The organism is Streptomyces iranensis (assembly GCF_017874715.1).
Classification (GTDB): Bacteria; Actinomycetota; Actinomycetes; order Streptomycetales; family Streptomycetaceae; genus Streptomyces; species Streptomyces iranensis.
The window spans coordinates 26169-41472 of the sequence record NZ_JAGGLR010000003.1 but is presented as its reverse complement, the minus strand read 5'-3'; the positions used below and the strand labels follow the sequence as shown (position 1 = coordinate 41472).

Annotated in this window: 9 protein-coding genes and 2 pseudogenes; 7 read left to right on the top strand and 4 right to left on the bottom strand. The window is 72.8% G+C overall.

Annotated features, from left to right (window positions below):
- Positions 1-157: 157 nt before the first annotated feature.
- Positions 158-2626 carry a SpoIIE family protein phosphatase gene (locus tag J2Z30_RS06185; RefSeq protein ID WP_044579465.1) on the top strand — a complete coding sequence of 823 codons (2469 nt, stop codon included), beginning with the start codon at positions 158-160 and terminating at the stop codon, positions 2624-2626.
- Positions 2627-2763: 137 nt separating this feature from the next.
- Positions 2764-4065, top strand: a complete 1302-nt coding sequence (locus J2Z30_RS06180; RefSeq protein WP_044579463.1) for a GAF domain-containing protein — start codon at positions 2764-2766, stop codon at positions 4063-4065.
- Here J2Z30_RS06180 and aspA read toward each other — a convergent pair.
- From aspA to J2Z30_RS06160, 4 genes are all read right to left on the bottom strand, one after another.
- On the bottom strand, positions 4048-5463 hold the full coding sequence (aspA, locus tag J2Z30_RS06175; protein ID WP_044579461.1) for an aspartate ammonia-lyase: 1416 nt from the start codon (positions 5461-5463) through the stop codon (positions 4048-4050). The genes J2Z30_RS06180 and aspA overlap by 18 nt on opposite strands.
- Positions 5460-6533, bottom strand: a complete 1074-nt coding sequence (locus J2Z30_RS06170; protein ID WP_044582353.1) for an asparaginase — start codon at positions 6531-6533, stop codon at positions 5460-5462. The genes aspA and J2Z30_RS06170 overlap by 4 nt, the downstream gene beginning before the upstream one ends.
- A 117-nt stretch (positions 6534-6650) precedes the next feature.
- Positions 6651-8090 carry an amino acid permease gene (locus J2Z30_RS06165; protein WP_044579459.1) on the bottom strand — a complete coding sequence of 480 codons (1440 nt, stop codon included), beginning with the start codon at positions 8088-8090 and terminating at the stop codon, positions 6651-6653.
- The gene (locus J2Z30_RS06160) at positions 8087-8842 is read right to left on the bottom strand and encodes a FadR/GntR family transcriptional regulator (protein ID WP_078957098.1); all 756 of its coding nucleotides are present in this window, start codon (positions 8840-8842) and stop codon (positions 8087-8089) included. The genes J2Z30_RS06165 and J2Z30_RS06160 overlap by 4 nt, the downstream gene beginning before the upstream one ends.
- A 108-nt stretch (positions 8843-8950) precedes the next feature.
- Here J2Z30_RS06160 and J2Z30_RS06155 point away from each other — a divergent pair, with 108 nt between their 5' ends.
- From J2Z30_RS06155 to J2Z30_RS06135, 5 genes and pseudogenes are all read left to right on the top strand, one after another.
- Entirely contained in the window at positions 8951-9964 is a 1014-nt protein-coding gene (locus J2Z30_RS06155; protein ID WP_044579455.1) for a sugar ABC transporter substrate-binding protein, read from the top strand.
- Positions 9961-10551: pseudogene (locus J2Z30_RS06150) on the top strand (ATP-binding cassette domain-containing protein); the annotation flags it as partial. The gene J2Z30_RS06155 and the pseudogene J2Z30_RS06150, both read left to right, overlap by 4 nt.
- Positions 10552-10727: 176 nt before the next feature.
- Entirely contained in the window at positions 10728-11621 is an 894-nt protein-coding gene (locus J2Z30_RS06145) for an ATP-binding cassette domain-containing protein (protein WP_245387691.1), read from the top strand.
- A 46-nt stretch (positions 11622-11667) separates the two neighbouring features.
- A pseudogene (locus J2Z30_RS06140) lies at positions 11668-12674 on the top strand (ABC transporter permease).
- A gap of 37 nt (positions 12675-12711) precedes the next feature.
- Positions 12712-15183 carry a SpoIIE family protein phosphatase gene (locus J2Z30_RS06135; protein WP_044579453.1) on the top strand — a complete coding sequence of 824 codons (2472 nt, stop codon included), beginning with the start codon at positions 12712-12714 and terminating at the stop codon, positions 15181-15183.
- Positions 15184-15304 lie beyond the last annotated feature (121 nt).

The following is a 15304-nucleotide window of genomic DNA, read 5'->3' as shown; positions in this document are numbered from 1 at the left end:
CCCGACCATCATGCGCAGGCCGCGCACCGTGTGCCGACCCCTCGGACCATGGGCATACTTGAAGACGCGACCATTGGTTCACTCTCCGCCAAGGGCGCCACGGTGGAGCCGGCCCCTCGCCCACGGCGGAAGACCGGGGCAAGGGTGAGATGACAGCATGACGCGACCGGACACCCCGCGGGACGAGTGGTCCGTCCGGTCGGACGATCTCTTCGGCGAGGGAGCCACCGCCAAGGCCACGGTCGACGAGCACGGCATCGTCACCCAGTGGAACGAGGCGGCCCGCGGGCTGCTCGGCTACCGCCCGGCCGAGATCGTGGGCAGGCCCGCGGCCGAGCTGCTCCACGACTCCTCTCCCGCCCGCGCCGAGGTACCGGCCGTGCTGCGCTCCCCCTCTCCGCCCGGCCGGCTGAACGGGCGGGTCACCCTGCTGCGCCGCGATGGCTCCACCGTGGAGCTGGGGCTGCTGGCGCACCGCCGCACCTCGTCCGCCGGGGCCCCCGAGTGGCTGATCGTCTCCGCCGTGCCGCGCGCCGGGGACGCCGCCCTGGACGAGGAGTTGATGCGGCGCTCCTTCCTCGAGGGCCCCTGCACGATGGCGGTCTACGACACCGGGCTTCGGCTGCGCTGGGCCAACCACGACCTGGAGCGGGTGATGGGCCTGGAGCAGGAGGAGATGCGGGGGCTGCGGATTCCGGAGATCCTGCCCGGCCCCGAATCCGAGTCGGCCGAGCGGACGATGCGGCGGGCGCTGGAGACGGGCAAGGGGCAGCGGCTGGAGCTGGCCACGCCCATGCCCGGCCACCCCCGCCCGCTCGCCTGGTCCGCCGTCGTCGCCCCGCTGCTGGACGACGAGGGCCGGGCGGCGGCCGTGATGCTGTCCGCTCACGACACGACCGCCCAGCTGACCGCCCGGCAGCGGCTGACACTGCTCAACGAGGCCAGTGTGCGGATCGGCAGCACGCTGGACATCGACCGGTCCGCGCAGGAGCTGGCCGATGTGGCCGTCCCGGCACTCGCCGACTTCGTGACGGTCGATCTGCTGCCCGCGGTGCACGACGGCGGCGAACCGCGCCCCGGCCCGCCGGGCGGCCATGTGCTGCTGCGCCGGGTCGCCTGCCGGTCGGTCTTCCCGGGCTGTCCGGAGGCCGTGCTGGAGCCGGGGCAGGTGGCCGCCTACCCCGAGTTCTCCCCCGCGGCCGAGTGTCTGAAGGCCGAGCGGGCGATGCTGAACCGGGTCACCGACCCCGCCGTCGCCCGGTGGGCCGACGAGGCACCGGAGCGGGCCGCCATGATCCGCCGGTTCGGGCTCCATTCGACCATGGCCGTTCCGATGCGGGCCCGCGGCACCACCCTCGGTGTGGCCACGTTCTCCCGGCATCGCCGCCCCGAGCCGTTCGAGCAGGACGATCTGCTGCTCGCCGAGGAGATGACGGCCAGGGCCGCCGTCTGCGTCGACAACGCCCGGCGGTACACCCACGAGCGGCACACCGCGCTGGCCCTGCAGCGCAGTCTGCTGCCGCGCACCCTGCCCCCGAGCACCGCCGTGGAGGTCGCCTCCAGCTACCGGCCGGCCGACTCCCGGTCCGGGGTGGGCGGCGACTGGTTCGACGTCATCCGGCTGTCGGGCGCGCGAGTCGCCCTGGTCGTCGGCGACGTGGTGGGCCATGGCGTACGGGCGTCGGCGGCCATGGGGCGGCTGCGGACGGCGGTACGCACCCTCGCCGACGTCGATCTCGCCCCCGATGAGCTGCTCACCCATCTGGACGATCTGATCAACCATCTGTCGGACGAGACGGAGAACGACAACGACGGTGCGGACTCGGGGGAGGCCGTGGGGGTGACCAACGCGCAGGTCGGCGCCACCTGTCTGTACGCGGTCTACGACCCGGTCTCCCGCCGCTGCTCGCTGGCGCGGGCCGGGCATCCGCCGCCCGTGCTGGTGACGCCCGACGGCACCGCCACCCTTCTCGACCTGCCCAGCGGGCCGCCGCTGGGGCTGGGGAGCCTGCCGTTCGAGACGGTCGAGCTCGAACTGCCCGAAGGCAGCCTGCTGGCCCTCTACACCGACGGTCTGATCGAGTCCCGCGAAAGGGACGTCGACAAGGCGATCGACACCCTGCGCCGCACCCTCGCCCGGCCCGCCGCCTCCCTGGACGGCCTCTGCCAGGCGGTGCTGACCAAGCTGCTGCCGGGCCACCCCACCGACGACATCGCCCTGCTCCTGGCCCGCACCCGGGGGCTGGACACGGACAGCGTGGCCACCTGGGAGCTGCCGGACGACCCGGCCGTGGTGTCCCGGGCCCGCCGGGAGGCCGCCGAGCGGCTGACCGCGTGGGGGTTCGAGGACGCCGCCTTCACCATGGAGGTCGTGGTCAGCGAGCTGGTCACCAACGCCATCCGGCACGCCACCCCGCCCATCCGGCTGCGTCTGATCCATGACCGGGCCCTGATCTGCGAGGTCTCCGACGGCAGCGCCACCGCACCGCATCTGCGCCGCGCCCGCGCCTTCGACGAGGGCGGCCGCGGACTGCTGCTGGTGGCCCAGCTCACCGGGAGCTGGGGCACCCGGCAGACCGCCACGGGCAAGACCATCTGGGCCGAACTGACCGTGCCCGCCCTGTAGGAGCGATGGCCCGGAGGGCTTCGCATATCGTCGCTGCCGCCGCTCCACGGCTTCACGACCGCAGCCCTCGCCGCGCCTCTTCACTACAATCGCGGAGCAACGAAGCCCCGCTCAGCAGAGGCTGAAGGCTGCCATCCATGCGTATCCAGCACCCACGCGACGCCAGTCCCCTGGCCGCGCTGAGCCCCGCCGAATCGGCCCGTCTCATGGCGGTGATCCGCGAGGCGGCGCTGAGCCGGGGACGGCTTCCGCTGCCCGCCCGCCCGGTGATCGGCGCCTCCTGGGACCGGATGCTGCGCCTGGGCCTCGACCCCGATCACGGCCGCGCGCCACGGCCGCTGGGCCTGGACGAACTGGAGCGCCGGAGGCGGCAGACCCGGCTGGCCGAGGTGCTGCCCACCCTGCAGAACGGGCTGCTGGAGGCGGCGGAGGCGGCCGCGCACATCATGATCATCGCCGATGCGGAGGGCCGGATCCTGTGGATCGACGGCCATCGGGGGGTGCGTCGGCAGGCCGACGGCATCGCGCTCGTGGAGGGTTCGCACTGGGCCGAGGACGTCGCCGGGACCAGTGGAATCGGCACCGCGCTCGCCGTGAAGTCCCCCGTACGGGTGCATTCGGCGGAGCACTTCGTGAGCGCCTTCCACACCTGGAGCTGCGCCGCCGCCCCGGTCCACGACCCGCGCGACGGACGGCTGCTGGGCGTCATCGACGTCAGCGGCCCCGCCGGGACCGCCCATCCGACGGTGCTCTCCCTGGTCACCGCGACCGCCCGGTGGGCCGAGGGCGAACTGCGCCTCGCCCACAGCCGGGAGCTGGAGGGCCTGCGCGCGGTCGCCGCGCCGCTGCTGGCGCGGATCCACGGCAAGGCCGTGGTGGTCGACCAGCACGGCTGGATCGCCGGGGTCACCGGCGTGACCCCGCGCGAGCGCCGGCTGTTGCTGCCGAAGGCGCCGTGCGACGGGCCGGTGTGGCTCCCGGCGCTCGGCGCGTGCGCGGTGGAGCCGCTGCCCGGCGGCCATCTGCTGCGGGTGCTGGACGGCGACACCTCCGAGGGGGGCGGTCCGGCCGGCTGGGGCGATCTGCTGCTGGACGTACGCCATCCACACCGCTGGTCCCTGACGTTCTCGGGCCCCTCGGGCACCTGGACGCATGAACTCAGCGCCCGCCAGGCCGAGGTGCTGCTGGTGCTCGCCGCGCACCCCGAGGGGCGCACGGCGGCCCAGCTGGCCCAGGACCTGTTCGGGGACCCGACGCGGACGGTGACCGTACGGGCCGCGATGTCCCGGCTGCGCGGACGCGTCGGAGCGGTGCTGGCGCACCGCCCCTACCGCATCGCCGACCGCGTCCGCATCGACGTGGCAACCCCGGACCGCCCCACCGAGCTCCTCCCCCACAGCTCGGCCCCGGCGGTCGCGCGGCTACGGACGGAGCCCTGAGGGCTGTCCGGCCACCTCCTCCGGCCGGAGCACCTCGGCCAGGCGGTCGGCGGGCAGCAAGCCCTTCTCCAGGACGAGTTCGGCCACGCCGCGGCCCGTGGCGAGGGCCTCCTTGGCGATGCTGGTGGCCGCGCTGTAGCCGATGTACGGGTTGAGCGCGGTGACCAGGCCGATGGAGTTCTCCACGGAGGTGCGCAGCCGTTCGGTGTTGGCGGTGATGCCCGCGACGCACCGCTCGGCCAGCACCAGGCAGGCGGCGCGCAGATGGGTGACGCTCTCGGAGAGGGAGTGCAGGATAATCGGCTCGAAGGCGTTGAGCTGGAGCTGTCCGGCCTCTGCGGCCATCGTGATGGCGACGTCGTTGCCGATCACCTCGAAGGCGACCTGGTTGACGACCTCGGGGATCACCGGGTTGACCTTGCCGGGCATGATGCTGGAACCGGCCTGCACCGGGGGCAGATTGATCTCGTTGAGCCCGGCCCGCGGGCCCGAGGAGAGCAGCCGCAGGTCGTTGCAGCTCTTGGAGAGCTTGACCGCGATGCGCTTGAGGACGCCCGACAGATGGACGAACGCGCCGCAGTCCTGTGTGGCCTCCACCAGGTTGGCGGCGGTGACCAGCGGCAGTCCGGTGATGGCCTCGAGGTGGCGGCGGGCGGCCTCGGCGTAGCCCTTGGGGGCGTTGAGGCCGGTGCCGATGGCGGTCGCGCCGAGGTTGATCTCGTGCACCAGGGTGGCGGCCTCCAGCAGCCGGCTCTGGTCCTCCTCCAGCATCACGGCGTACGCCGAGAACTCCTGGCCCAGCGTCATGGGCACCGCGTCCTGGAGCTGGGTGCGCCCCATCTTCAGGACGTCGCGGAACTCCTCGGCCTTGGCGGCGAACGCCTGGCGCAGCGTCTCCATGGCCGTGTGGAGCTCACGGACGGCGATGATCGTGGAGACGTTGACGGCGGTCGGGTAGACGTCGTTGGTGGACTGGCTGAGGTTGACGTCCTCGTTGGGGTGGAGGTGGGCGTAGTCGCCCTTCTCGTGGCCGATGAGCTCCAGCGCCCGGTTGGCGATCACCTCGTTGGCGTTCATGTTGGTCGAGGTCCCGGCGCCGCCCTGGATCACATCGACGATGAACTGGTCGTGCAGGGCGCCCCGGCGTATCTCCTGGCAGGCGGCCGCGATGGCGTCGGCCTTCTCCGTGGTGAGCAGCCCGAGGTCCTCGTTGGCGCGGGCGGCGGCCTCCTTGACGGCGGCCAGGGCGCTGATCAGGTGCGGATAGGCGGAGATGGAGGTGCCGGTGATGGGGAAGTTCTCGCCGGCGCGCAGGGTGTGGATGCCCCAGTAGGCGTCGGCGGGGACGTCGCGGTCGCCGAGCAGGTCGTGTTCGCGGCGATGGCCGGTGGCGCTCATGGTGTGCGGTCTTCCTTGGTTCCTGGAAAGAGTGGGTCAGGGGTGGGCTGGGCCAGGACGTCGGTGGGGTGCACACCGCCGACGGCGGCCCCGCCGCCGTACACCGGCGTGGTGGCGAACTCGGCGAGGGCACCGGGGTCGATCCCGCAGTGGGCCAGCGCCGCGGCGGTCACCGGCATCCGGGCGCGGTCCGCACCGTCGGCGATCTTCACGGCGACGGCCCGGCCGTCCGGCAGCGCCGCGATCTGCACGCCCTCGAAGCCGTCCTTGGCGATCAGGCCCGGTACGGCGCGCATCAGCCGGGCCACGTCCCGGTCGGTGCCGGACGCCATGTCCGGGTGAGCGCGCAGGGCGGCCGCCACCCGCCCCTCGGGGGTGTCCATGGCGCCGGAGGCGATCCGGGCGGCGGCCGTCGCGAGCCCGCGCAGGGAGACGGAGAACAGCGGCGCGCCGCAGCCGTCGACCGAGACCCGGGCGATGCCCTGCCCGGTGAGGTCCGCCACGGTCTCGGCGATCACCCGCTGCAGCGGGTGGGCCGGGTCGAGGTAGTCCCTCAGCGGCCAGCCGCGCAGCTGGGCGGTGAGCAGCATCGCGGCGTGCTTGCCGGAGCAGTTCTGGGCGAGCCGGGTGGGCTCGCCGCCGTCGCGCAGCCAGGCGTCGCGCTCGGCGGCGCCGTACGGCAGGTCCGGGGTGTTGCGGAGGTCGTCCTCGGTGAGCCCGGCCCGGTCGAGGATGCGGCGGGCGCCGTCCAGATGGCGCGGCTGGCCGGAGTGGCTGGCGGCGGTGAGCGACAGCAGCTCCCCGTCCAGCGGCAGCCCGGCCCGCAGCAGGGCGACGGCCTGGACGGGTTTGAGCGCGGAGCGCGGGTAGAAGGCCACGTCGATGTCGCCGGTCTGGAAGGCGACCCGGCCGTCGGCGGCCAGGACGACGACCGAGCCGTGGTGGACGCCCTCGATGGCCCCGCCGCGTACCACATGGGCGAGCGGCACATGGCGGGGTTCACGGATGGCGGGGGGCTCGGCCGGGGTGCGGCGGGTCGCGTCGTCGGTCCGTCCGAGGGCGGTGCTCATGGTGGTGCTCTCGTGGTCGGGGGTGTTCACGGGGTGGGATTCCTCCGGATGGTGGTGGAGGGAGAGGGCGTCCGGGGGTGGTACGGCCACGCGGAGAAACGATTCCTCAGTATGAGTTCACGAGGGGTCCTTCATCCGGCTGCGGGCCGCGTACCAGCCGATGACCAGCGCCACCAGGATCGCCGGAAGCGCCATGACGGTCAGTCGGCTGGGGCCGCCGTCCGCCCACATCAGGACGAGGACGGAGGCGAGGAAGCCCAGGGTGACGATCTCGGTGTACGGGGAGCCGGGGAGTTGGTAGCCGGGACGGCTGACCTGGCCGGCCTGGGCGCGCCGCCAGAACAGCAGATGACAGAGCATGATCACGGCCCAGGTCGAGAGGATGCCGATCGCGGCGAAGTTGAGCACGATCTCGAACGCCTCGCTCGGCACCACATAGTTCAGGCCCACGCCCAGCACACAGAAGAAGGAGGTGAGGAGGATGCCTCCGTAGGGCACATGGGTGCGGCTCATGGCGCCGGTGAACCTGGGCGCGGAGCCGGACATCGCCATCGAGCGCAGGATCCGGCCGGTGGAGTACAGCCCGGAGTTGAGGCTGGACATCGCGGCGGTGAGCACGACGAGGTTCATCACCCCGCCTGCCGCCGGGACGCCGATCTTGGACAGCACGGTGACGAAGGGGCTCTGGTCGCCCGAGTAGGAGTCGGAGGGCAGCAGCATCGAGAGCAGCACCACGGAGCCGACGTAGAACAGGGCCACGCGCCACATGATGGAGTTGATCGCCTTGGGCATGATCTTCTCGGGGTTCTGGGTCTCGCCCGCGGCCACGCCGACCAGCTCCACCGAGGCGTAGGCGAAGACGACGCCCTGGACGACCAGCAGCATCGGCAGCGCGCCGTGCGGGAAGACGCCGCCGTGGTCGGTGATCAGGCTGGGCCCGGTGCTTGTGCCGGCCACCTGCTCGCGGGTGACCAGCAGGAAGATGCCGATCGCCATGAAGACGACGAGCGCGCCGACCTTGATGATCGCGAACCAGAACTCCAGCTCGCCGAAGATCTTCACCGAGATCAGATTGACCGTGAGCACCACGGCGAGCGCGATCAGGGCGATCACCCACTGCGGGATCTCGGTGAACATCCCCCAGTAGTGGGTGTACGTCGCCACGGCCGTGATGTCGGCGATCCCGGTGGTGGCCCAGTTCAGGAAGTACATCCAGCCCGCGACGAAGGCGCCCTTCTCGCCGAGGAACTCACGGGCGTAGGAGACGAACGCGCCGGAGGAGGGCCGGTGCAGCACCAGCTCGCCCAGGGCGCGTACGACCAGGAAGGCGAAGACACCGCAGACCGCGTACGCCAGGGCCAGCGACGGCCCGGCATCCTTGAGCCGCCCACCGGCGCCGAGGAAGAGGCCGGTGCCGATGGCGCCGCCGATGGCGATCATGTTGACGTGCCGGGCCTTGAGGGACTTGCTGTAACCGGCGTCGCCCGCGTCCACCTGCGCGGGGCTCCCGGCCTGGTGCTGTTGGCGGTCTTCTTGCCGGAGGGACTGCTCGCTCACGCCTGCTGTCCGCCTTCCGTCGGTGCTGTCGTCCGGCTGTCCGCCGCAGCGGGCCGCACGATGGAGGTCAGGGTGGTCTCCACGCGTTCGAGGTGGTGGGACATGGCCTCCACCGCGTCGTGTTCGGACCCGTCGGCGAGCGCCTCGACGATCGCCCGGTGTTCCCGGTTCGACTGCTCGCGGCGGCCGCCGAGTTCGTTGAGAAATGCCGACTGCCGGGCCAGGGCATCGCGGATCTCCTCGATGACCCGCCGGAAGACCGGGTTCCGGGCCGCCTGGGCGACAGCGAGATGGAACAGCGTGTCCATCGCCACCCATGCGGTGGTGTCGGTCTCCCGCTCCATCCGCTCCAGCAGATGGGACAGGTGGTCGAGATCCTCGGCGGAGCGGCGCTGGGCCGCGTAGCCCGCCACCGGGATCTCGATGTGCCGGCGCACCTCCAGCAGGTCGCTCGCGGCGTAGTCGCCGAAGGTGGGGTCCGCCACCGGACCGCTGGAGATGACGAAGGTGCCCTTGCCGGTGCGCGAGGCGGTCAGCCCCATGGTCTGCAGGGCCCTGAGGGCCTCGCGGAGCACCGGCCGGCTCACCTCCAGGCGACGGCAGAGCTCGGCCTCGGAGGGGAGTTTGTCCCCCACCGCGTAATCGCCGCGCTCGATCGCTTCCCTGAGGTGGGTGAGAACCGCTTCCATCGCGCTGACGCGACGAGGGGCGGCGAATCCGGACCCACCTGTCTGGCTGTCTGACAAGTTCACGCGGCGATCCTCAGGCGTACACCGGAGGATTGTCAAGGGTCGGCTTTCCGCTCCTTACTGCCCGTTCTGTGCTGATATGGGGTATTCGTCCTGAGCGCCGGAGACCCCATGCCCCACCGCCTCACCACCGCCGCCGCGGCCCTGCTCCTGCTGTGCGGCCCGGCCGTCGCGGGCTGCGGCGGGGGTGCGGACGCGGGCCGGGTCGGCGTGGTGCTGCCGCTGCTGACCTCGCCCTTCTGGGAGGCGTACAACGACGAGCTCCCGGAGCAGGCCAGGAAGGCGGGCGTACGGGTGCTGCCGACGGTCAACTCCGACAACGACCCGGGCAAACAGATCACCGATATCGACAATCTGCTGGCCCAGGACGTGGGCGGCCTGGTCGTCTCCCCGATCGACTCCGCCGCCATCGGCCCCGGGCTGAGCGCCGCCCGGCGCGCCCATGTGCCGGTCGTCGCCGTCGATGTGGCCCCCGACCGGGGCAGGGTGGCCATCGTGGTCCGGGCCGACAACCGCGCGTACGGCGTCAAGGCGTGCCACAGCCTCGGCCGCGCCGTGCGGCGGGGCACGGTGGTGCAGATCGAGGGCGATCTGGCCTCGGTCAACGGCCGGGACCGCACGGCCGCCTTCGACCGCTGCATGGCGCGGCAGCACCCGGACATCAAGATCCTGGACATCCCGGCCGACTGGCAGGCGGAGAAGGCCGCGGCCGGTCTGGAGGCCCTCTACAGCGCCCACCCCGGCATCAAGGGCATCTACCTCCAGGCCGGCGGCGTCTATCTGGCGCCCACTCTGCGCACCCTCCAGCGCCACCGCGCCCTGGTCCCGGTGGGCCGGCCCGGACACATCGCCATCGTCTCCAACGACGGGATCCCGCAGGAGCTGGACGCGATCCGTAAGGGCCTCATCGACGCCACCGTCTCCCAGCCCGCGGACCTCTACGCCGTCTACGCCATGCGCTACATCAGGCAGGCCATGGCCGGGAAGCCCTTCAGGGCCGGGCCGACCGGCCACGGCAGCACCATCGTCCGGCTGCCCGGCGGCAATCTGGAGGACCAGCTGCCCGCCCCGCTGGTGACCCGGGCCAATGTCGACGACCGCTCCCTGTGGGGCAACAGGGCATGACCAGGGAGCCGCCCCCGCTGGTCGAGGCGCGCGGGATCACCAAGCGGTACGGGCCCACGGTGGCCCTGCGGGACGCGGGGATCGCCGTACGGACGGGCGCCTCGCACGGCCTCGTCGGCCGCAACGGCGCGGGCAAGTCCACGCTGGTCGCGATCCTCACCGGTCTTGAACGGCCGGACGCGGGGACGGTGGCGTACGACGGCGAGCCCGCGCCCGCCCCCGCCGACCGGGCGGCGTGGGACCGCCGGGTGGCCTGTGTGCACCAACGCTCGATGGTCATCGGCGAACTGACGGTCGCGGAGAACCTGTTCCTCGGCCGCCGTCCGGTCACCTCCCGGGGGCTGCCGGTCAGTTGGCGGCGGCTGCGCCGGGAGGCCCGCGCCCTGCTGGACACCTGGGGCGTGCCGGTGCCCGAGAACGCCCTGGCGCGGGTCTTGAGCGTCGAGGACGCCAAGATGGTGGAGATCGCCCGCGCGCTGTCCCGCGGCACCCGCTTCATCATCCTCGACGAGCCCACGGCCCAGCTCGACGGCCGGGCCGCCGCACGGCTGTTCGGCCATATGCGGCGGCTCCAGGACGCCGGGGTCAGAGCCTGTGTCATATCCCCGGTCGGATCAGCGTGCGGCGTCAGGGGGCACCTCCCAGCGGTAGCTGGGGGAGCGTGCGATCGCAAGGCGCCGGAGCGCCCTCGTGGCGGAGCCACATGGGCACTTCGGCAACGCGGCGAGCGTGCGTGCCAGGCGTCGCACGCCCGGCCGGGGATATGACACAGGCTCTCACCTTCCTCTACATCTCCCACCGGCTGGGCGAGATCCACGAGGTCTGCCGGACCGTCACCGTCCTGCGGGACGCCCGCCGGATCGTCACCGCCCCGGTCGGCGAACTCCCCACCCGGGCGCTGATCGAGGCGATGACGGGCGGGCCCGCCGGGCCGCACCGCGCCCCGGCCCCCGCCGCCCCGCCGCGGCCGGGCGCCGCGGGGCCGGTGGCGGTGCGGGTCGACCGGCTCAGCGGTTCGTACTTCCACGACGTCAGCCTCACTCTCGCGGCCGGGGAGGCGGTGGGCCTCGCCGGACTGGCCGGCTCCGGCAGTCATCAGCTCGGCGCCGCCCTGGCCGGTCTGCACCGGCCCACCGGCGGGCGGATCGAGATCCTCGGCCGGCCGCTGCGGACCGGCAGCGTCCCGGCGGCGCTGGCCGCCGGGGTGGGCTGTCTGCCCCGCGACCGGCACACCGAGGGGCTGGTCCCCCAGCTGTCGGTGGCCGAGAACATCACCATGCCGGTCAGCGGACGGCTCGGGCCCGGCGGGCTGATCCGGCCCTCGGCCCGGGACGCCCTCGCCCGCCGCGCCATCGACGAGCTGGAGATCACCACCGAGGGCCCGGCGCAGCCGGTGACCGCGCTCTCCGGCGGCAATCAGCAGAAGGTGGCCATGGCCCGCGCGCTGGCCACGGATCCGCGGGTGCTGGTGCTGATCGACCCGACGGCCGGGGTGGACGTGCGGTCCCGGCGCGCTCTGCTGGACGTCGCGCTGCGGGCACGGGCCGAGGGGCGGGCGGTGCTGCTGGTCTCCGACCAGCCGGAGGATCTGCGGGCCTGTGACCGGGTGCTGGTGATGGCGGGTGGCTTCGTGACCGCCGCGTACGAGGCGGGCTAAGCGGAGCGGGAGCTGATCGCCGCGATCGAGGGGGTTCCCCCCGGCCATGGCTGATCTCCGCACGCCCCACGCGCCGGGCCGCGTCCGCCGCCTCGTCCCGCTCGGCATCCGCGATCTGGCGCTGCTGCCCGCGGTGGTCCTGCTGCTGGTCATCGGCGCGTTCGGCAACCCCGGCTTCCTCACCCGGGACAACCTGGTCAACATCCTGGGGGCGTCCTCGGGCTTGGGGCTGCTGGTGCTGGCCGAGGCGATGATCCTGATCAGCGGCAGGATGGATCTCTCCCTGGAGTCCATCGCGGGCCTGGCCCCCGCGCTCGGCTTCCTGGTCGTCATCCCGGCCGCCGACGCGGGCTTCGGCACCCGGTGGCCCACCTGGGCGGGGCTGCTGCTGATCCCGCTGGTGGGCGCGGGCGTGGGCGCCGTCAACGGGGCGCTGATCGTGGGGCCGGGCTGAACGGATTCATCGTGACCCTGGCGATGAACATCGTGCTGCGGGGTGTGCTGATCGGCCTGGTCTCGGGCAGGACGCTGTTCAGCGCGCCGGACGCGTTCTTCGCCCTGGGCTCCCGGGACTGGCTGGGGCTGCCGATCTCGGTGTGGCTGACGGCGCTGTGCTTCGCGCTCGCCGGGTTCATGCTGCGCTACCACCGGCACGGCCGCGCGGTGTACGCGATCGGCGGCAGCGCCCCCGCCGCCCGCGCGGCGGGCATCCGCACCGGCCGGGTGGGGTGGGCGGTCCTGGTGATCGGCGGGGCGCTGTCGGGGGTGGCCGGGCTGGTGCTGGCCGGGCGGGTCGGGGCGCTGGGCGCCAATCAGGGCAGCGGCCTGATCTTCACCGTCTTCGCGGCCGCGGTGATCGGCGGGATCAGCCTCCGGGGCGGCCGGGGCTCCCTGCTGGGAGCGCTGCTGGGCACCCTGCTGCTGGGGATGCTGGAGAACCTGCTGGCCCTCGCCCAGGTGTCGTCGTTCTGGATCCAGGCGATCTACGGCGGGATCATCCTCATCGCGCTCGTGGTCGCACGGCTCACCACCGGGGAGGCACAGGAGTCATAGTATTAAGGGAAATGTATCCGCAGATGGGACGGGTACGATGGCCATCCCCCAGGGAATCGCGCCGACCGAGACGCATGTCCCGTTCGACATGGCGGATGCGGCCTCGGCGCTGATCGACGCCACAGGGACCATCATCGGCTGGACCCCGGCGGCGGAGAGACTTCTCGGCTATCCGGCGGCGGATGCGATGAAGCAGTCGGCCAGGATGCTGCTGGCGGCGCCGGAGGACGCGGCGAAGGCCGAGGCGATCGGCTCATGGTGCCAGGAGCACGACGGCTGGGGCGGTCTGGGCCGGCTCCGGCACCGGGACGGGCGCCGGGTCGAGCTGGGGCTGCGGATCTCCGCCGTGCGCGACCCGGACGGCGATGTCTCCTGGCTGGTCTCCGGGATCGATGTGGGCTCCATCCCGACCTGGGCGCTCAGCGGCTCACTGCTCCAGGCGTTCCTCACCCGGTCGCCGGTCGGGATCGCCGTGCTCAGCCCGGATCTGCGGTATGTGTGGCTCAACGACACGCTGGAGCGCTACGGCGGGCTGCCCCGTGAGCAGCGGATGGGGCGCCGGATGGCGGAGTGCCTGCCGGGGCTGGACACCGAGGCGCTCGAGGCGCAGATGCGGCAGGTGCTGAAGACCGGCAAGCCGGTGATCGACTACGAGTACCGGGGCTGGACGATGGCCGCGCCCCACCGCGAGCACGCGTACTCGACCTCCTTCTTCCGCCTGGACAACGCCGAGGGCCGTCCGGTGGCCGTGTGCTACATGGGCATCGACGTCACCGACCGCTGGCGGGCCCGGGAGCGGCTGGCGCTGCTCAACGAGGCCAGCGCGCACATCGGCAGCACTCTGGACGTCATGCGCACCGCCCAGGAGCTGGCCGACTTCGCGGTACCGCGGCTCGCCGACTTCGTCACCGTCGACCTGCTGGACTCCATCCTGCGCGGCGAGGAGCCCTTGGAGACCCCCGGCGAGACCGTGCCCGCCTTCCGCCGGGCCGGTCAGGCCTCGATCCGGGAGGGGTGCCCGGAGTCGATCGCGGGGCTGGGGGACGCGATCGCCATCTCCCCCACGTCCCCCTTCGCCTGCTGCTTCTTCTCCGGGGAGGCGCTGCTCGACCCCGTGATGGGCAACTCCATCAGCGCCTGGTCCGGGGACGATCCGGCGCGGACGGCGAAGGTGCGCGAGTTCGGGATGCGGTCGCTGATGGTGGCGCCGATCGGGGCGCGCGGCGCCCTGCTGGGCGTGGCCTCGTTCGTCCGCTCCCGGCATCCGGACCCGTTCGAGGAGGACGATCTGCTGCTCGCCGAGGAGCTGGTCGCGCGGGCCGCGCTGAACATCGACAACGCCCGCCGCTACAGCCGTGAGCACGCCACCGCGCTGGCCCTCCAGCGCAGTCTGCTGCCGCACGCCCTGAGCGGCGGCCAGGCCGTCGAGGTGGCCTCGCGCTATCTGCCCACGGACGCGCGCAACGGGGTCGGCGGCGACTGGTTCGACGTGATCCCGCTGTCCGGCGCCCGGGTGGCGCTGGTGGTCGGCGATGTGGTCGGGCACGGCATCAACGCCGCGGCCACCATGGGGCGGCTGCGGACGGCCGTGCACACGCTCGCCGACATGGACCTGCCGCCCGAGGAGCTGCTGGCCCACCTCGACGACCTGGTCATCCGGCTCACCGAGGAGGAGGCCGGGCAGGAGGGCGTGGCGGCCGCGGTGATGGGCGCCACCTGTCTGTACGCGATCTACGACCCGGTCACCCGGCGGTGCACGATGGCGCGGGCGGGCCACCCGACCCCCGCGATCGTGGACCCCTCGGGCGAGGTCACCTTCCCCGCGCTGCCCGCCGGTCCCCCGCTGGGCCTGGGGTCGCTGCCGTTCGAGTCGGCGGAGCTGGAGCTGCCCGCCGGAAGCCTGATCGCCCTCTACACCGACGGGCTCATCGAGACCTGCGACCAGGACGTCGACGTCGCCCTCAGCCGGCTGAGCAACGCCCTCGGCCAGGCCGTGCTGCCGCTGGAGGAGCTCTGCCGCACGGTCGTCGACACCCTGCTGACCTCCCCGCAGACCGACGATGTGGCCCTGCTGCTGGCCCGTACCCACGGTCTTGGCACCGGCCACGTCGTCTCCTGGGACCTGCCCTCCGATCCGGCCATCGTGGCCAGCGCCCGCTCCCTGGCGATGCGCCAGCTCGCCGAGTGGGGGCTGGACGAGCTGATGACCACCACGGAACTGATCGTCAGCGAGCTGGTCACCAACGCCATCCGCCACGGCACCGGCCCCATCCGGCTGCGGCTGATCCGGCACGACGTACTGATCTGCGAGGTCACCGACACCAGCAACACCTCACCGCGGCTGCGCCACGCCCGCACCACCGACGAGGGCGGCCGGGGGCTGTTCCTCGTCGCCCAGCTGACCCGCCGCTGGGGCACCCGTTACACCGAGGGCGGCAAGCTCATCTGGGCCGAACAAGACCTCCCGGAACGAGAGCTCCCGGAACACGACCTCCCGGAACCGGCATGAAGCACGCTCCGGCACGCCTCCGCCCTGTTCATGATCGGCTGACTCCCGCACACTGGCCCTGTGCCAACAGGAGGGGGGCATCCGAGGTGCGGAGGCCGGTCGGCGGCGAGGGCCTGTGGGG